This window comes from Nakamurella deserti (genome assembly GCF_003260015.1).
Taxonomy (GTDB): Bacteria; Actinomycetota; Actinomycetes; order Mycobacteriales; family Nakamurellaceae; genus Nakamurella; species Nakamurella deserti.
In genome coordinates, this window is record NZ_QCXS01000002.1 from 745,379 (window position 1) to 763,279 (window position 17,901).

Genomic DNA, 17,901 nt, shown 5'->3' on the forward strand with positions numbered 1-17,901 from the left:
AGCGTCTGCTGCCGTGAGCGCGCCGCCTGACCACGTCCGGTCGGCGTTCGGCGTCCCCGGGGAGGTACCCCACCGGATGTCCGGTGGCCGGGGCGGGACCTACCGGTGCGGGAGCGTCGTCCTCAAGCGCACCGACGACTCCGCCGAATCCTCGTGGCTGGCCGGGACGTTCGAGCAGTTGTGGGTGCCAGGCGTCCGGGTCGCCCGGCCGGTCCGCTCGTCGGACGGACGATGGGTCATCGCCGGCTGGACCGCCCACCGCTACGTGGTTGGCCGGTCCGCGCCGCGCTTCACCGACATCATCGAGGTCGGGCAGCGACTGCACGCGACGTTGGTCGACCTGCCGCGCCCGCGCTTCCTGGACGACCGTGACACCGTCTGGTCGTGGGCCGACCGGCTGTCCTGGGGGGACGCGCCGGCGGACGACCGCCGATTGGGCGACGGAGTGGGGGCGGCCGCTTTCGCGGAGCTGGCCGCAGGTCGCCGTCCCGTCGACCTGCCACACCAACTGGTGCACGGCGACCTCACGGGCAACGTGCTCTTCGCCGGTGCCGCCCCGCCCGCGGTCATCGACATGACGCCGTACTGGCGTCCTGTCGCCTGGGCGAGCGCCGTGGTCGTGGTGGACGCGATCGCCTGGGGCGGTGCCGACCTCGACCTGGCCATCGGTCGCCGCACCGACCAGTGGCGGCAGGTGTTGCGGCGGGCCTTGATGTTCCGGCTCGCCGTCAGCCTCGCGCAGCCGCACAGCACGCCCGCCTCGATGGTCGGTGTCATGTCGGCGGTCGAGCAGCTGCAGCCACTGCTGGACGACGAACTGCCGGGTCTCGCGGGCCACACACCGGATGCCTCTCACTGAGACCGCCCGTCGGTTCCGGTCGGGGTGTCGGCGGGCTGGACGTCGTCGAGATCCTGTTCGGCCGCGGCGTCGAGGTCGAGCAGCCGTCGGAACCAGAACGGGGCGGCGGGGTTGGCCGGATGGTCGGCCCAGGCGATGATCAACGAGTCGAGCTCGGTGGGATGGACCCCGTTGACGACGAACTCGCGGATGAGGATGGCCAGCCGGTACTCCGGATCCACCGCCAGGGCGCGTTCGAGAGCGACATTGGCCAGAGCGCCGTCACCACTGCGATAGGCGACCAGCGCGAGCACCGCCAGCACCGGCACGGCGAAGTCGTCGCCCACCCACCGGGCGAGCGCGGCGAAGAGCCCGACCGGGATCTCACCGGTGCGCTCCAGACACCACGAGATCACGGCATCCCGGACGAGGTCGATGGTCAGCACGACGACCAGGTCGGCCCACACCGCGTCGTCGCCGGCCCGGGACTGCCCGAAGGCCGTGACCGCCGCGGCCAGGCGAGCATGCGCCAGGTCGCAACCCACCTGCACGGTGGCCTTGAAGTCCAGGTCGGCGATGGTCACCGCAAGACGCCCGAATGCCTCTGTCACGGCGGCTTCCGACACTGCGGCGTCGGCGGCGGACGGTGCGGCGACGGTGCGGCCGATGGCCTTCCGGTCGTTCAGGACCGCCCGACCCGCACCGACCGCCGCGGCGTGCAGGTGGGCGAGCCCCGGGTCGTCGTCGGCGGGTAGCGGTGAACCGGCAGCGGAGGCGGGGTGTCCCAGGTAGGACCATGCCGCCCCGCCTCGCACGAGGACCGCGTCGATGACCGGCACCCCGGTGTCCTCGAATCCCCGTACGCAGTCGGCCACCAGTCGGGCGTGCGGCAGTGCGGTCCGCCCTCGGGCGATCTCGTTGTCGGCGGGCGAATAGCAGATCAGCATCACCGCGGTGGCGTGGCGGGCGGCCTGCGCGGCGAGGAACGTGACCACCGCAGCCTCGTCCGCGGGAATCGGGAGGTCGATCCGCAATGCCGGACCCACACGGTGACGGATTCCGTGGACGCACAGCAGTACCAGGCTGCGTGCCGGGTGGAAACCCATCAGGACCGGCACGGCTCCGACGAGGGCGAGGGGACCCGACAGGCGAACCGTCTCGCGGGGCGGCGGCACTTCCAGGGCGGTGGGCTGCGTCATACGACCACTGTCGCTGCGTGCGGATGCTCACGACCGGCCATGTGCGGGGTTGTGGATGGTTGGGGAGCTGGGGACCGTTCGAGCGCGGCCGGCGGCGGTGGTGACGGCGTGTCCGGTGGTGCGTCCCCGCCTGTCGTGCGACACGCATGCGCAACGGCGGTAGGTCCTCGCGGTCACCGCCGGTTCGCGGCACCGATCCGGTACCGACCCATCGGGACACGACCGTCGACCGCTGGCACGCCTTCCGCGGCGAGCCGGTCCAACTGACGGTCCGCGAGCCGTGGCACGGGGCGGCCGTGCGCGGGTAGCACGCGGTGCCACGGCAGATCGTCCTCGGCCAGATTCGACAACACCCACCCGGCGAAGCGGGGGGAGTTGCCGCCCGCCTCGGCCGCGACGTCACCGTAGGTGGCCACCCGCCCCGGCGGGATGGCGGCCACGGCGTCGAGGATCCGTTGTGCGAGGGCGTCGTCCATCCGCCGATTCTGCGGCACGGGCGGGCCGGTGGGCCTGTCCGTCGGTGCTCGCGGGTCGGGTCGGGGCTGTGTCGGTGGCTCGTGATCTGATCTCGGCATGGTTCCCGCCGCCTCCGTTCCGGCTCCGCCCGCACCACAGCTGGTGCGTCGCGGTGTCGTGACGGGCGCTTTCCGGCCGTCCCCGGAGCAGCAGCGGGTGATCGACAGCCGGGTCGGTCGGTTGCGGGTGCTCGCCGGGCCGGGCACCGGAAAGACCACCACCCTCGTCGAGGCGGTCGCCGACCGCATCACCCGCCGCGGGGTGCCGCCAGAGCAGATCCTGGTGCTGACGTACTCCCGGCGGGCGGCGACCGAGCTGGCCGGCCGAATCGTCGCCCGACTGAAGCTCACCACCCGCGTTCCGCTCGTCCGGACGCTGCATTCCTACGCGTTCTCTCTCCTGCGGGCCGAAGCGGCCCGCCACGGCGAGCCGTCGCCGCGGTTGATCTCGGCCGCCGAGTCCGACCAGGTGATTCGCGAACTGCTGGCCGGACACGACCACGACGGGGGTGGTCCGTGGCCGGACTTCCTGCACCGGGCACTGACGCTGCGGGGCTTCGCCGCGTCCGTCCGGGACCTCCTGGCCAGAACCACGGAACGCGGGCTGGGCCCCGCCGACCTGCGGGCGCTGGGCCGCCGGCACCGGCGTCCGGAGTGGGTCGCCCTGAGCAGCTTCGCCGCCGAGTACTCCCGGGTGCTGGACCTGCAGGCTGGTACGACGCGGCAGGGGCAACCACTGGACCAGGCCGAGTTGATGGGGGTCGCGCTGGGTCTGCTCCGGGTGGACGAGACACTGGCCGCCGAGCAGGGTCGGATCCGTCGGATCTTCGTCGACGAGTACCAGGACGTCGATCCGGCCCAGGCCGCCCTCATCGAGACCCTGGCGGCAGGAGCCGACGAATTGGTGGTCTGCGGTGACCCCGACCAGTCCATCTACGGTTTCCGCGGCTCCGACCCGACGGCGCTGCAGGATCTCGAGGCGGACGAGACGATCGCCCTGACCGCCGGCCGCCGGATGGCCGGCGCCATCACCGACGCGACACGGCGCACGGCCCGGTTGCTGCCCGGACCGCGGGAGCACCGTGCGCTCCGGGTGCCCGACGGGACGGCCCCCACACCGGGCCGGGTCCAGGTACGGGTCCTGCCCAGTGCCGGCACCGAGGCGCTCTTCGTCGCCGACCAGCTGCGACGGGCGCATCTGCTGGACGGCGTCGCGTGGTCGTCGATGGCGGTCCTCGTGCGGTCCCCCGCGGCGGCGCTGCCGGCGCTGCGCCGGGCTTTCGCCGTGGCCGGTGTCCCGTTGCAGCCGCCGTCACGCTCGCTCCCGATGACCGAGGACCGGGTCGTGGCCGCCATCGTGTCGGTGATGGCCTGCGGTGAAGACCTGGCGTTACTGACTGCGGACCGTGCCGCAGAGTTGCTGGCATCACCGCTCGGCGGACTCGATGCGCTGGCGATGCGTCGTCTGCGGCGGGCACTGCGGCTGCTGATGCCGGGACAGGGCTCGTCCATGGACCTTCTCGCCGCGATCCTCAGCGGTGCACCGATCCCCGAGGATCTACCGGCCGACCTGGCGCCCCGTGTCCGTGCGGTCCGCGATCTGATCGGCGTGGTGCGTGACCGCGACACCGACGCGGTCGCAGAGGACCTGCTCTGGACATTGTGGCGGATGACCGGCCTCGAGCCGGGCCTCGTGGCCACCTCGGCACGTGGGGGTCTCGCCGGTCAACGCGCCGACGCCACCCTCGACGCGGTCATACTGCTCTTCGACGCTGCGGCCGACCGCAATGCGCTGGTGCCGGGAGCCGGGGTCCCGGACTTCCTGGACTCAGTCGTCGGCCGCACGGTCGAGGACGAAGCGGTCGACGCCCGCCGGCCCGCGACCGATGCGGTCGGTCTGCTGTCGGCGCACGCCTCGAAAGGCCTCGAATGGGATGTGGTCGCGGTGGCCGGGGTGCAGGAGGGCAGCTGGCCCGACGTGGGAACCCGAGGCGACCTCCTCGGCACGGACGACCTCCTCGACGCTGCGGCCGGCCTGCCCGCGGGGACCTCTCGATCGGCATCCCGGCTGGCCGACGAGCGCCGGCTCTTCTACGTGGCGGCGACGCGGGCCCGGCGGCAGTTGATCGTCACCGCGGTCGTCGACGCCGACACCCAGCCGTCCCGTTTCCTCGTCGAGCTCACCGGGTCGGCCGACCTGCCGACCGGCCTTCCGCGAGGTGTCGACGGCCAACGGCAGCGCGGGCTGAACGTCGCCGAGCTGGTCGCCGACCTCCGGCGAGCAGTGACCGATCCAGACGCCACCGAGGAGCGTCGGCAGCGCGCGGCGGCCCATCTCGCCACCCTCGCCGCGGAGGCCCTGCGTGGTGCCGATCCCGACGAGTGGTGGGGTCTGCCGACGCTCTCCACGTCCGAGGACCCGGTTCCGCCCGGAGTCCCGGTGTCCATCTCGCCGTCGACGGTGGAGAACGTGCTGCGGTGCTCACTGCGTGCCGTCCTCGAGCGGGCCGGGGGACGGGCGGCGCCCTCCGAGAACCAGATCGAAGGCATCGTCGCGCACGCGCTGGCCCACGGGGTGGCCCTGGAGGTACCGCACGACGAGCTGGTCGCCGAACTCGACGACTGGCTGGAGCAGTCCGGCACGCTGACCCCCTGGCAGGTGGCCCGGCAGCGGCGCCTGATCCTGCGGATGACCGCCGCAGCGCGGGACTGGTTCCAAGCCCATCACCCGCCCTGGACGGTGGCCGGCACCGAGCTGCGCATCGAGGCCGTGCTCCCACCGGTCGGCGCGGACGACCTCCCAGACGGTGTGTTGCCCCCCGGACTCTCCGAAGCGGACGCCGTTCGGCCTGTCGTCCTGACGGGACGGCTGGACTGGCTGAGCCGGGACGCCGCCGGCCGGGCGGTGGTGGTGGATTTCAAGACCACGGCCACCCCGAAATCGAAGGCCGAGGCGCAGGAGAACCCGCAGCTGGCGGCCTACCAGATCGCCATCGACGAAAGCCATGAGCACCCGGCCGCCGCTGGTGGGCAGCTCGTCTACCTGAAGAAGGACGCCGCCGAACGGGACCAGTCCGCCCTCGACCCGCAGCGTCGAGCGGTGTGGATCGGCGCGATCCGCACAGCCGCCGCGCAGACGGCGGGCGCGGCACAGACGGCGACGGTCAACAGTTACTGCGACATCTGCTCAGTACGGACGAGCTGCCCGCTGCAGCCCGATGGACGGCAGGTGCTCGGATGACTGTGCGGTGGTCCGCGGTCGAGCTGTCCCGGGCACTGGGCCAACCTCACCCGCCGACGCCCGAGCAGATCGCGGTCATCGAGGCTCCGCTCGAGCCGCTGCTCGTCGTCGCCGGAGCGGGCTCCGGCAAGACCGAGACGATGGCCGCCCGGGTGGTCTATCTGGTCGCCAACGGTCTGGTGGCGCCCGAGCACGTGCTGGGACTGACCTTCACGCGCAAGGCGGCCGCGCAGTTGCTGCACCGGATCCGTCAGCGCCTGGCGCAACTCCCGGAGACCTTCGAGAGCGAGCCGCAGGTCCTGACCTACCACGCGTTCGGCGGTCGGCTGCTGGGCGAGTACGGCGCGCTCGTGGGCATCGAACCGCAGGCCCGGGTGCTGACGCCGACGAGCAGCTGGCAGCTCGCCAGCTCGGTGGTGCGCCGGTGGGATTCCGACCTGGACACCGATCTCCCCCCCGATCTCGTCACCGAGCGACTGCTGCAGTTGTCCGGCGTGCTGGCCGATCACCTGCGGACACCCGGCGAGCTGGCGGACGCGACCGACGAGCTCGCGGGTCTGATCGCCGACGCACCCCCCGCCGCTCGTCAACGCAACGCGCTGCACACCAAGCTGGTCAACCTGCATGCCCGGTTGACCAACCGGCACGGCATCCTGCCGTTGGTGGGTGCCTACAGCGACGCCAAGCAGCGGACCAGCTCGCTGGACTTCGGCGACCAGATACAGCTCGCCGCAGACTTGGTGGCCCGGCATCCCCGTGTCGGCGAGGAGATCAGGGACAGGTACCGGGTCGTCCTGCTCGACGAGTACCAGGACACCGGACACGCCCAACGCATCATCCTGCGGGGCCTGTTCGGCTCGGGATCCGGCCGTCGCGGACATCCGGTCACCGCCGTCGGTGACCCCTGTCAGAGCATTTACGGGTGGCGGGGCGCGGCGGCGTCGAACCTGCCGCGGTTCACCACCGACTTCCCGTCGTCGGACGGGACACCGGCCGCACGGGCGTCGCTGCTCACGAGCTTCCGCAACCCGTCGCGGGTGCTGACCATCGCCAATGCCGTGTCGGCGCCGGTGCGCGCCGAAGGCATCCCCGTGGACGAACTGCAGCCACGGGCCGGTGCGGCCGCCGGTGATGTGCGGTACGGACTCTTCGAGACGGTGAACGACGAGGACGTCTGGGTGGCGGACACGATCGCCGCCCACTGGCAGGCCGCGCTCGACACCGGGCAGCGGCCGCCGACGACCGCCGTCCTCTTCCGCCGTCGGTCCAGCATCGCTCCATTGGCAGCCGCTCTGACCGCGCGCGGTGTACCCGTCGAGGTCCCCGGGCTGGCCGGTCTGCTGAGCGAACCCGAGGTCGCCGAGGTGGTCAGCGTGCTGCGGGTGCTGGTGGATCCGACCGCCGGCAACGCCGCTGTGCGGGTGCTCACCGGTGCCCGATGGGCGATCGGGCTCGCCGACGTGACCGCACTGCAACGCCGGGCGGGCGTTCTCACCGGCCGTCGGGCCGCCGGCGCAGGCGCGCGCCTGGGACGGGACTCGGTTCACGAGGCGATCCAGCAGGCGGTGACCGACGACATCGAGTACGCCTCCCTGCTCGACGCGCTCGCCGACCCCGGACCTGCCGCCGACTACTCGCCGGCGGGTCATGACCGGATCCGGCGCCTCGGTGCCGAGCTCGACCGGTTGCGACGCCGACTCTCGATGCCGCTGACCGACCTGGTGGTCGAGATCGAGCGGCAGATCGGGCTCGACGTCGAGGTCGCCCTCGCCCGGGGCCGCGGGCGTGCCAACCTCGACGCTTTCGCCGAGGTGGTCGCCGACTTCGTCAGCGGCGGTGGCGGGCGCTCCGTCCCTGCGGACGCCGACGAGATCGCCGGGATGCGCACCGGGCAGGCGTTGGACCTCCTGAGCTTCCTCGACGTGGCCGCCGACCGTGAGGAGGGCCTCGAGCTGACCGAGATCGAGCAGGACGGCGACGCCGTTCAACTCGTGACCGTGCACGCCGCCAAAGGCCTCGAATGGGAGCTTGTCGCCGTCCCGCACCTGGCTCAAGGGGTGTTCCCGAGCGCCCGCAGCAGTACCTGGCTCACCGACGATAGCTACCTGCCGCCACACCTACGTGGCGACCACCTGGACCTGCCGGTGCTCGACCTACCGCCGGGGGCCGACCAGGGGGCCATCGCCGCCGCCGTGGAGAAGCACAAGGAGGACTGGAAGTCCGAGCAGCTGGTGGAGGAGCGCCGGCTGTTGTACGTGGCGTTGACCAGGGCCGAGCACACCCTGCTGATGTCGTCGCACTGGTGGTCCCGGACCACGGCGAAGCCCCGCGGCCCGTCCGAATTCTTCACCGAGGTGTTGCCGGCGATCGGCGGTGAGGCCGTGCAGTGGGTCTCTGCGCCCACCGCAACCGAGAACCCGCTCACCGAGATCTCCGTGACCGGGAGCTGGCCGGTGGACCCGCTCGGTACGCGTCGCCCCGCGGTCGAGGAGGGCGCGCAACTCGTGCGGCTGGCCCAGCACTTCGCGCCGCCGGTCGGCCTCGGGCAGCCGGCGGCGCTTCCGGGCGCCGCTGCCGATCCCGACGGATGGGACCGTGACGTCGATGCGTTGCTGGCCGAGCGCCGCGCCGCTCGTGAGCGGCGGCAGCACGTGCCGCTACCGGACTCGGTGTCGGTGTCCGCGCTGGTCGCGATGGCTTCCGACCCGGGTCGGCTGGCCCGCCAGCTGCGCCGGCCGGTCCCGCAGCCGCCGGCGATCGCCGCCCGGCGGGGCACGGCCTTCCACAGCTGGCTGGAGCACCACTACGCCGGCGACGCCCTGCTGGACATCGACGAGCTGCCGGGGTCCGACGACCGGGACGCACTGCCCGACGAGATGCTCGACGTCCTGCGGGAGGCGTTCCTCGCGTCCCCGTGGGCTGCGCGGACACCCCACGCCCAGGAGGTCTCGTTCTCCACCGTGATCGACGACCTGCCCGTGCGCGGACGGATCGACGCGATCTTCGCCGACGCCGACGGCGGCTGGACGGTCATCGACTGGAAGACCGGTCGGGTTCCTGTCGGTGACGCCACCGCTGCGGTTTCGGTGCAACTGGCGGTCTACCGGCTCGCGTGGGCCGAGCTCAGCGGATCCCCCTTGGACCAGGTCCGGGCCGCGTTCCACTACGTCGCCGAGGGGGTCACCGTCGCGCCGAGTGATCTGCTGGGGGCTGCGGACCTCGTTGCCATGATCCGGAACGCGACCTCGGCCGAACCGACCGTCGCAGCCGACGTGGCACCATCACTGGTGTGACGACCGTCCTCCAGTACCTCGTGATCGCCGCCGTGATCGGGCTGGTGCTGTTCGGACTCGCACTGCTGTTGTTCGGTCGTGGGGAGCGACTGTCGGCGCTGCCCGCCCGGACGTCGCCGGCTCGACTGCCGGAGCGGGGCATCCGGGGCGCCGACGTCCGGGAGGTGCGCTTCGCGCTCGCCCTCCGCGGTTACCGGATGTCCGACGTCGACTGGACCCTCGAGCGACTCGCCGACGAACTCGATCGCACCCGACAGGAGCTGGCGCTGGCAACCGGCTCGGCGGACTCGGACCCAGGGCGCGGCGATCTCGGGCGCACCGAACTCGAGCGCACTGATGTCGACCACGCCGGGGCCGAAACCTCCGAAGACGGCTACCCTATGGCCGGCCATGCGGAGGCGGGCGTCGACCGGGACCTCGTCGTCAGCGCCACCGCGACCGGTGACAGCGGCGGCGACGGCGCTACCGATGACCGTCCCGCGTCCCTGACCGTTTGGTCGGGCGGCACATCCGCCGCGCCGGTGACCACTCTCGGAGCGTCGACCGCGACCACCGACGTCGTGGGGGAGCCGCCCACCTCGCCTGCCCCCACCGACGGAATGCCGCACCGGCACCCCCGCCCGACCGACGGTGCCAACTCGTGAGCGACCACGCCGGTACCGCTGGAGAAAATAGCGGACCCACGTCGTCGCACGCCGCAGGCGAACGCGGCTTCCTGCGGTCGGCCGTGTCGGCGTCGGCGTCGACGTCGCACGCCGGGTGCGGACGTGGCTGGCACCGATTGCTCGGCTCGGCGTCGGCGTCGCATATCAAGTGCGGACGCGCCTCGCACGGGCTGGCCGGGTCGGTGTCGGCGTCGCAGACCGGGTGCGGACGTGGCTCGCACCGATCGCTCGGCGTAGCGTCGGCGTCGCACGCCGGGTGCGGACGCGACTCGCACCGATCGACCTGGTCAGCCTTGGCGTCACACGCCGGGTGCGGACGCGGTGCCCTTCGGCCCTCGGTGTCAGCGCCGGCTCCGCCGACGGTGGCGCACCTCGACGATGTCGGTGCGGCACCGCCCGGCCGGGCAGGTACCGATGTTGCGGCACCGGCCGGCCCCACTCCGCGGCGACTCCGCCCGCGAGCCACCGGGCGCTGCGCGTCCTCAGCAGGATCCGAGGCCTGATGTCCCGCCATGTCTCCGTCGAAGCCACGGTCACCGTTCCAGTGAGTGCCGAGCGCGCCTTCGCCGAACTCCTCGACGCCGAAGGGCAGGGCCGATGGATGCTCGGCACCTCCATCTACCCGGTGGATGGTGAGGTTGCGGCGCCAGAGGTCGGCTCGCGGCTGGTCGCCTTCACCGGCGTCCTCGGGTTCGGGATTCTCGACACCATGGAGGTGACCGAACACGTGCCCGGCCGCCGGTGGGTGGTCGCACACCACGGCAACGTCATCAAGGGCAGCGGCGTCTTCTCCGTCGATCCGGAGCCGGGGCCGACCGACCGTGCGGTCGTGCGGTGGGCGGAGGAACTCGATCTGCCGTTCGGCGTCATCGGGCGTCTCGGCTGGCCGATCGTGAAACCCGCAGTGCGCTGGGGTCTGCAGAAGTCCCTCGACTCCTTCGCTGCGATGCTGGCCCGCGGCTGAGATGGCCGGCGCGACGGAGATGACCGGGTCCGCCACACCTGCACCAGATGTTTGCGGCGGCACCCAGCGGCGGACGGAGGCGAGTGGCCCGACCAGCACCGCTGATCCGGTCGCGCCCAGCCCTCCCGGCGACGAGGGCAACGACGGGCGCCCGCGCTGCAGTTGGGCGACCTCCACCGAGGAGTACGTCCGCTACCACGACGAGGAGTGGGGAACCGAGCTCCACGGGGACGACGCGCTCTTCGAACGCCTGACGCTGGAGGCCTTCCAGTCCGGGCTGAGCTGGATCACCATCCTGCGGAAACGGGACAACTTCCGCGCCGCCTTCGCCGGATTCTCCATCGCCGAGGTCGCCGCCTTCACCGCGGCCGACGAGGAGCGTCTGATGGCCGACGCCGGTATCGTCCGCAATCGCGCGAAGATCGTCGCTGCCATCGCCAACGCCCGTGCGGCGAGGGCACTGCCCGAGGGTCTGGACCGACTGCTCTGGTCGTATGCGCCCGAGCCGGCGGCGCGACGACTCGATGTGGCGGAGGTGCCGTCGACCACCCCGACGTCGACACGGATGGCCAGGGACCTCAAGCGGCTGGGGTTCTCGTTCGTCGGGCCGACCACCGCCTATGCGTTGATGCAGGCGACCGGCATGGTCTTCGACCATCCGCCGACCTGTTGGCGTTGGGCCGCCTATCCCCACGCGTCCTGAGGAAGCGGCGCGGCCGGCGCGCGTCCGGGCTCAGCGGACGTCGTCAAGCGCAGCTGCGACGGCTCCGGCGCCACGATGGAGCACTCAGACTGGGCGACGCTCCGGGTACTGATCACATCAGGCCCTCGCCGTGATGCCGGTTTTCAAGCGCTTCTCGCGGTCCGGGAGGCGCGGTGCGCCCCCTCCTCCCCGACCATGCACCGACGCCGGGACGCCACCGACACCAGCGACGCCACCGACGCCGTGAACGCCATCGACGCCGTGAAAGCGACGGCGACCGTGGCGTCGCTGAGGTCGGGAGCTGTCGACGGACATCAGAGACGACGACGCGCGCCCCACGCGGGCGAGCCGCAGGACGCGACGACCCGACGGAGTGCAACGACGAGCCGTTCGGGCCGGCAGGGGGAGCGTGACTCCCGTAGGCAGGCAGCGGGCAGACGATCTGCGTAACGCTGACGGACCAACCGATACCCGGTCGCGCACGCTAGGGGACGTGGACGGAGGGCAGCGGCGACGGCCGCGAGGCCTCAGCTGCGCCGGGCGTTCTTGGTGGTGGGGGTGACCTTGGCGGACGGCTTGTCGTCCGCGTCGTCCGCAGCCGGGGCCGCCGGCGGCGCCGTGATGTTCACGAATCCGGATTCGAGGTCGATCCGTAGATCCGCGTCGCGCGCGTTGCCGTCTTCCTCCCGGCGCAGCGCCTTCGACCGACGTTCCTCGATCTCGTGCCGCATGCCGGGATTGAAGATCTCTCCCAGTGGTCCCACCACGCCAGACTACCGGGACGCCCGAGCGACAGCGGTGCCGCGGATTGTGGCAATCAGGTACTTCTCAGTCACTGTCGGTGAGCATCACCGCGGTCTGTTGCCGTAGCCAGCGGCGGAACTCGAGATCGTAGGCCTCCGGGTGCGCCTCGGTGCGCTGCAGGCCGTCGTAGAACCGCCCGGTCACCGATGCCGCCCCGGGCTCGACGATCAGTCGCATCACGGCCTCGGCGCCCTCCGCGATGGTGGTGCGCGGCGAGATACCGGCGTCGAGCACCATCGTCGTGGCCATGTAGGACGCCGGATGGATGCAGTTGACCGCCACCCTCCCGCGGAGTTCGTCCGCGAGGTCGAAGGTGAAGGCGGCGAGCGCCAGCTTGGAACGGCGGTACGCCGCCGTCCCGTTCCAGTCGTGCTCGTACTCGAGGTCCTGCTGGTCGATCGCTTGCTGCCCGAGCGAGCCGATGTTGATCACGCGGGAAGGCGCCGACGACACGAGCAGCGGAGTGAGCAGGCGGGTCAACAGCACCGGTGCCAGATAGTTGACCTGAATCCGCAGTTCGTGGCCGTCGGGAGAGACCTCGCGCTGGTCCGAGGGCGCACCGAAGCCGATGCCCGCATTGTTGACGAGCACGTCGAGACGCTTCGTGCGTCGGCGGACGGCCCTGGCCAACGTGCGCACCTGCGCGGACGAGGCGAGGTCGGCGCACAGCGGCTGGACGTCACCGGGGATGGATGCGCCGAGTTCCGCGAGCTTGCGGCGGTCCCGGCCGTGGGCCAGCACCGTCCAGTCCATGCCGGCCAGGAGAGTGGTCAGATACCGGCCGAGGCCCGCGGTGGCGCCGGTGATCAACACGGTGGGCCGCATGGCCTCAATGTATCGCCGCTGACGGCACGTTTCGCCGGTGACCCGTGCACGCCGGTCCCCACGGTCAGCGTGGGGTTGCCCGCGGGGTCGGGCGCTGTCGCCGACTGCCGTCGTCCGCCGTGCACCTACCACGGACGGGGCGCTGCGGCCGTGATGAATGCCGTTCCCAGTTCGCGTCCGGCCCGGGGCGGCCGGCGGTCTGTCCGGCGGTGGAAGGTCCGCCCCGCCCGGCGGTGCCACCAAGCCGTCCGCCCGGCGGTGCCGGCGGTCCGCCCGCCCGGCGTCGCCTGCGGTCCGCCCGCCCGCGGTGCCGGCGATCCGCCCGCCCGAGGTTGCGGGCGGTGCGCCCGCCCGGTGTCTCCTGCGGTCCGCCCGCCCGGCGGTGCCAGTAATCCGCCCGCTCGGCGGTGCCAGCAATCCGTTCGCCCGGCGGTGCCAGTAATCCGCCCGCCCGAGATTGCCAGTAATCCGCCCGCGGTGCCGGCGATCGGCCCGCCCGCGGTACCAGTGATCCGCCCGCCCGGTGTTGCTGGCGATCCGCCCGCCCGCGGTGCTGGCGATCCGCCCGCCCGGCGTCGCCAGCAATCCGCGCGCCCGGGGCTGTCATGGGACCGACCGCTCCGCAACCGATCCGCGACGGCCGCATGTCGGCTCCCGACCCGACACCCGCGGCGCCGGTGGCCCACCGGATCGCCGGCGCAACCCCCGTCCATACTCGGTGCGGCCGGTCGGTGCCGCCCTGTTAGGGATTGGCGGTGCCCATGGGGAAGAATGGACGGGTGGCCTGCGTGAGCAGGCCGATCACGCACAGTGCTGTTGGAGGGATTCGCATGGCGGCCATGAAGCCCCGCACGGGAGATGGACCTCTCGAGGTGACGAAGGAGGGGCGCGGCATCGTCATGCGCGTGCCTCTGGAAGGCGGTGGCCGCCTCGTCGTCGAGATCTCGGCCGACGAGGCGTCGGCACTCGGCGACGCACTCAAGGCCGTCGTCAGCTGAGCCATCGCTGACCGGTCCGGTGTCCACCGGACCCCCAACGAGTCGATGCAGGTCCGGTGCACACGCACCGGGCCTGTTGTCGTTCCCGGGCCGGGAACCGTCGGGGCTGCCGGCGTTGCCCATCCATCGCGAGCTCGTGCGGCCCTTCGCTGCGCCGACCCACTTCTCGCTGCGACCGATCACGCCGTTGCGGCGCCCGAACTGGTCCTCGCCGCGCCCGGAGTGCCTTTCCCCGCGCCCGAACCGACTCCTGGCCGCGCGATTGAACCGCCCGAGTCGGGCATCGCCGGCCCGCAACCTTCGTAGCTGCGCCCGCACCGAGATTCCTGACCGCGCCGACGGACCGCCCACCGCGGTGCCCGACCTGGCCGTCGTCGCGCCCACGGACCACATCACCGCATTTCGGGCCGATCCGTCGCCGCGCCCGGACAGATCCACCGCTGCGCCGTGGCCGAGTCGTTGCCACACCCGGTCAACCGCCGCGCCCGGCCCGGATCAACCTGGCCGTACCGCCCACCGCACCCTGACCGACCCACCGTCACACCCGGCCCAGGCCACAACCGCCCCCGGCCGGGCCGCCCGTCACCCCCGGACGGGCCGCCGGCTCAGAGCAGCGTGCGGTACAGGTCGACCGTCTGCTCGGCGATGGTGAGCCAACTGAACTCGTCCACCGCCCGGTCCCGGCCGGCCTGGGCCATGGCGCGGGCGCGCTGCGGGTCGGCGGCGAGTTCGTTGACCCGGGCGGCGATGTCGGCTTCGAACTGGGCCGGCTGGTCGGCGTCGTAGTGCACCAGGATGCCGGTGACGCCGTCCTTGACGACCTCGGGGATGCCGCCGACGTCACTGGCCACCACGGCCGCGTTGCAGGCCATGGCCTCCAGGTTGACGATGCCCAGCGGCTCGTAGATCGAGGGGCAGGCGAAGATGTCCGCCGCCGACAGCACCTCCTTGACCTGCGGAAGGGTCAGCATGCCGTTGAGCCAGACGACGCCGTCCCGGGCTGCCTGCAGCTCCTCGATGGCGGTCTTGGTCTCCGCCGCGATGTCGGGGGTGTCCGGCGCGCCGGCGCAGAGCACCAGCTGCACCTCGGGAGCGAAGTGGTGGGCGGCGGCGATGAGGTGCTTGACGCCCTTCTGCCGGGTGATCCGGCCGACGAACGCGACGATGGGCCGGTCCAGGTCCACGCCGTTCTGCAGCAGGAAGTCGCGGTCCTCGACCGGCCGGTAGATCTGCGTGTCGATGCCGTTGAGGATGACGTGCACCCGGTCGGGATCCAGGGCCGGGTAGGCCTCGATGATGTCGCGGCGCATCTTCGCCGACACCGCGATGATCGCGTCCGCGCCCTCGTAGGCCGTCTTCTCCGCCCACGACGACACCCGGTACCCGCCGGCGAGCTGTTCGGCCTTCCACGGACGGTGTGGCTCCAGCGAGTGCGCGGTCACCACGTGCGGGACGCCGTGCAGCAGCTTGCCGATGTGCCCGGCCATGTTGGCGTACCAGGTGTGGGAGTGCAGCAGCGCGACGTGACCGGCGGCGGCGGCCATCGACAGGTCCACCGACAGCGTCTGCAGCGCGGCGTTCGCGTCGGCCAGCACCGGGTCGGCGTGGTGGCCGCGGGCGCCGGGACGGTCGTCGCCCCAGGCGTGCACGTCGACGTCGATGAGCGTGCGGAGTTCGCGGACCAGGTAGTCGACGTGGACCCCGGCGCCGCCGTAGACGTCGGGCGGGAACTCACGGGTCAGGATCGCGATGTGCATGACCGCAGAATCTAGATCACCGGCGACGGCGCCGCTGAGCAGGCTCTCCGGGGCGCCGGACCCCCGCGATGCCGAATGATCAAGTGACCGCTAGGGTCTGGGCCATGGCGAAGAAGCCCCGCGTTCTCGGAATTGTCCTTGCTGGTGGCGAGGGGAAGCGGCTGTGGCCGCTGACGGCGGACCGGGCCAAGCCTGCGGTGCCGTTCGGCGGGAACTTCCGCCTCGTGGACTTCGTGCTGTCCAATCTCGTCAACGCCGGATACCTGCGTATCTGCGTGCTGACGCAGTACAAGTCGCACTCCCTCGACCGCCACGTCACCATGTCCTGGCGGATGAGTCAGCTGCTGGGCAACTACATCACCCCGGTACCGGCGCAGCAGCGGCTCGGCCCGCGCTGGTACACCGGCAGCGCCGACGCGATCTTCCAGTCGCTGAACCTGGTCTACGACGACGACCCCGAGTACATCGTGGTCTTCGGCGCGGATCACGTGTACCGCATGGAGATCTCACAGATGGTGCAGCAGCACATCGACTCCGGTGCCGGCTGCACGGTCGCGGCCCTGCGGGTGCCCCGGATGGAGGCCACCGCGTTCGGCGTCATCGACACCGAGGCCGACGGGCAGAAGATCGCCAGCTTCCTGGAGAAGCCGGCCGACCCGCCGTCGGTGCCGGACGACCCGGACATCGCCTACGCGTCGATGGGCAACTACGTCTTCACCACCAAGGCCCTCATCGAGGCGCTCAAGGCCGACGCGGCCGACGAGTCGAGCATCCACGACATGGGGACGAACATCATCCCGTCGTTCGTGGACAAGGGCGACGCCTACGTCTACGACTTCTCCAAGAACGAGGTCCCCGGCACCACCGACCGTGATCGCGGCTACTGGCGCGACGTCGGCACCCTGGACGCCTACCACGAGGCGCACATGGATCTCGTCTCGGTGCACCCCATCTTCAACCTCTACAACTCCGACTGGCCGATCCTCACCCAGCCGCCGTCGTTGCCGCCGGCGAAGTTCGTCGAGAACGGCGCTGCGCGCGAGTCGATGGTGGGTCCGGGGACGATCATCTCCGGCGCGGACGTCTTCCGGTCGGTGGTGAGCGACAACGTCCGGGTGCAGGGCGGCAGCCGTGTCGAGGGCTCGGTCATCATGCCCGGCGTGCGCATCGGCCGGGAGGCCCGCGTGATCAACGCGATCCTGGACAAGAACGTGGTGGTCCCGGACGGCGCCACGGTCGGTGTGGACCACGAGTACGACCGGGCCAACTACACGGTCACCGAGGGCGGCATCACCGTCGTCGGCAAGGGCATCACCATCGGGCGGCACTGAACCCTGGCGGGCGGCCGCACCGCCGCCCGCCCGCCCGCCGCCGGCGGGCGGCCGCACCGCCGCCCGCCCGCAACCCGAGCACCCGACTCAGGAGGGGCAGGCAGCCCGCACCGACGGTCAGCCCTGTGGTGCCGCCCGGCGCGGCGGGCAGCCCAGCCGGAAGGTCTCGGCGAACTCGAAGTGCCAGACCTCGTTGTCGTACATCCGGCAGAACCCCAGGGACCCGTTCGTCGCCTCCAGCCACGCCGCCGACGCTGCGGGTTGCACGTCGACGGCGTAACCGGCGACGTGGGCGGATCGGTCGGGCGGCAGGACGTACTGCTCGGCGGCGGCCGCCCCGTGCCGGTCGACGTAGTCGTCGTAGGTGGCCTGCTGCTGAGCACGGCTGCGTTTGCCGTCGTTGACGCACATCGTCACGCCGGCGGCGGCGGCCGCGGTCTCCGCCTCCGTCCAGGCGGCGATCACCTCGGCGGCCAGCCCGTCGGTGTCCTCGTCGTGGTAGGCCGGGTCGACCGGGCAGGTGGGACCGCCGTCAGGCCCGGCCGCGCCCGGGTCGGGGCGGCCGGGCGTGGTCTGGACGACGGAGGTCACGGTGGTCGTGGCGGTGACCAGCGAGGTCTCCACCGTGGTAGCGGTCACCGAAGCGGTTGCGGTGGCGGTGGTCTGCACCGTGGACGTCGCCGGAACGGCGGCGGCGGCCGCACAGCCCGCCATCAGCGACAGCACCGCACAGACGGGGATCCCTCGGTAGCGCGGCACGCGCCCTAA

14 protein-coding genes are annotated in these 17,901 nt (G+C 71.9%); 8 read left to right on the plus strand and 6 right to left on the minus strand.

Features of this window, described 5'->3' with window-relative positions:
• The first annotated feature begins 13 nt into the window (after positions 1-13).
• Complete coding sequence (locus DB033_RS03570; RefSeq protein WP_111765485.1) at positions 14-859, plus strand: TIGR02569 family protein; 846 nt, start codon at positions 14-16, stop codon at positions 857-859.
• On the opposite strand, the gene DB033_RS03575 is transcribed toward DB033_RS03570, so the two are convergent.
• On the minus strand, positions 853-2,037 hold the full coding sequence (locus DB033_RS03575) for a DUF4192 domain-containing protein (RefSeq protein WP_111765486.1): 1,185 nt from the start codon (positions 2,035-2,037) through the stop codon (positions 853-855). The genes DB033_RS03570 and DB033_RS03575 overlap by 7 nt on opposite strands.
• Before the next feature lie 173 nt (positions 2,038-2,210).
• Positions 2,211-2,513, minus strand: coding sequence for an MGMT family protein (locus tag DB033_RS03580; RefSeq protein ID WP_111767207.1), 303 nt, complete (start codon positions 2,511-2,513; stop codon positions 2,211-2,213).
• Between the two features lie 157 nt (positions 2,514-2,670).
• On the opposite strand from DB033_RS03580, the gene DB033_RS03585 reads away from it, so the two are divergent.
• The 5 genes from DB033_RS03585 to DB033_RS03610 all read left to right on the plus strand — a co-directional run bounded on the left by DB033_RS03585 (position 2,671) and on the right by DB033_RS03610 (position 11,418).
• The gene (locus DB033_RS03585; protein ID WP_170315467.1) at positions 2,671-5,793 is read left to right on the plus strand and encodes an ATP-dependent helicase; all 3,123 of its coding nucleotides are present in this window, start codon (positions 2,671-2,673) and stop codon (positions 5,791-5,793) included.
• Positions 5,790-9,086 carry an ATP-dependent helicase gene (locus tag DB033_RS03590; RefSeq protein WP_111765488.1) on the plus strand — a complete coding sequence of 1,099 codons (3,297 nt, stop codon included), beginning with the start codon at positions 5,790-5,792 and terminating at the stop codon, positions 9,084-9,086. The genes DB033_RS03585 and DB033_RS03590 overlap by 4 nt, the downstream gene beginning before the upstream one ends.
• A complete protein-coding gene (locus DB033_RS21045) occupies positions 9,083-9,730 on the plus strand; it encodes a DivIVA domain-containing protein (protein ID WP_205843629.1) in 648 nt (215 codons plus the stop codon). Before DB033_RS03590 ends, DB033_RS21045 begins: the two co-directional genes overlap by 4 nt.
• Before the next feature lie 523 nt (positions 9,731-10,253).
• Positions 10,254-10,715: an SRPBCC family protein gene (locus DB033_RS03605; RefSeq protein ID WP_111765489.1), complete on the plus strand. Its 462-nt coding sequence runs from the start codon at positions 10,254-10,256 to the stop codon at positions 10,713-10,715.
• 1 nt (position 10,716) lies between these two features.
• On the plus strand, positions 10,717-11,418 hold the full coding sequence (locus DB033_RS03610; RefSeq protein WP_276309193.1) for a DNA-3-methyladenine glycosylase I: 702 nt from the start codon (positions 10,717-10,719) through the stop codon (positions 11,416-11,418).
• A gap of 527 nt (positions 11,419-11,945) precedes the next feature.
• Here the strand turns inward: DB033_RS03610 and DB033_RS03615 are convergent.
• On the minus strand, positions 11,946-12,182 hold the full coding sequence (locus DB033_RS03615; protein WP_157970489.1) for a DUF6191 domain-containing protein: 237 nt from the start codon (positions 12,180-12,182) through the stop codon (positions 11,946-11,948).
• A 64-nt stretch (positions 12,183-12,246) separates the two neighbouring features.
• Entirely contained in the window at positions 12,247-13,047 is an 801-nt protein-coding gene (locus DB033_RS03620; RefSeq protein WP_111765491.1) for an SDR family NAD(P)-dependent oxidoreductase, read from the minus strand.
• An 830-nt stretch (positions 13,048-13,877) separates the two neighbouring features.
• Here DB033_RS03620 and DB033_RS03625 point away from each other — a divergent pair.
• Positions 13,878-14,045: a DUF3117 domain-containing protein gene (locus DB033_RS03625; RefSeq protein WP_090479970.1), complete on the plus strand. Its 168-nt coding sequence runs from the start codon at positions 13,878-13,880 to the stop codon at positions 14,043-14,045.
• 605 nt (positions 14,046-14,650) lie between these two features.
• On the opposite strand, the gene glgA is transcribed toward DB033_RS03625, so the two are convergent.
• Entirely contained in the window at positions 14,651-15,802 is a 1,152-nt protein-coding gene (gene glgA / locus DB033_RS03630; RefSeq protein ID WP_170315468.1) for a glycogen synthase, read from the minus strand.
• 104 nt (positions 15,803-15,906) lie between these two features.
• Between glgA and glgC the strand changes: the two genes are divergently transcribed.
• Positions 15,907-17,133, plus strand: coding sequence for a glucose-1-phosphate adenylyltransferase (gene glgC, locus DB033_RS03635; protein WP_111765492.1), 1,227 nt, complete (start codon positions 15,907-15,909; stop codon positions 17,131-17,133).
• A 117-nt stretch (positions 17,134-17,250) separates the two neighbouring features.
• Here the strand turns inward: glgC and DB033_RS03640 are convergent, their stop codons facing one another.
• Positions 17,251-17,892 carry a D-alanyl-D-alanine carboxypeptidase family protein gene (locus tag DB033_RS03640; RefSeq protein ID WP_157970490.1) on the minus strand — a complete coding sequence of 214 codons (642 nt, stop codon included), beginning with the start codon at positions 17,890-17,892 and terminating at the stop codon, positions 17,251-17,253.
• Between the last annotated feature and the right edge of the window lie 9 nt (positions 17,893-17,901).

Coding starts and splice junctions, on each gene's coding strand:
- DB033_RS03620 (WP_111765491.1), bottom strand. CDS start 13,047: ATGCGGCCCACCGTGTTGATCACCGGCGCCACCGCGGGCCTCGGCCGG.
- DB033_RS03575 (WP_111765486.1), bottom strand. CDS start 2,037: ATGACGCAGCCCACCGCCCTGGAAGTGCCGCCGCCCCGCGAGACGGTT.
- DB033_RS03605 (WP_111765489.1), top strand. CDS start 10,254: ATGTCCCGCCATGTCTCCGTCGAAGCCACGGTCACCGTTCCAGTGAGT.
- DB033_RS03610 (WP_276309193.1), top strand. CDS start 10,717: ATGGCCGGCGCGACGGAGATGACCGGGTCCGCCACACCTGCACCAGAT.
- glgC (WP_111765492.1), top strand. CDS start 15,907: ATGGCGAAGAAGCCCCGCGTTCTCGGAATTGTCCTTGCTGGTGGCGAG.
- DB033_RS03580 (WP_111767207.1), bottom strand. CDS start 2,513: ATGGACGACGCCCTCGCACAACGGATCCTCGACGCCGTGGCCGCCATC.
- DB033_RS03625 (WP_090479970.1), top strand. CDS start 13,878: ATGGCGGCCATGAAGCCCCGCACGGGAGATGGACCTCTCGAGGTGACG.
- DB033_RS03590 (WP_111765488.1), top strand. CDS start 5,790: ATGACTGTGCGGTGGTCCGCGGTCGAGCTGTCCCGGGCACTGGGCCAA.
- glgA (WP_170315468.1), bottom strand. CDS start 15,802: ATGCACATCGCGATCCTGACCCGTGAGTTCCCGCCCGACGTCTACGGC.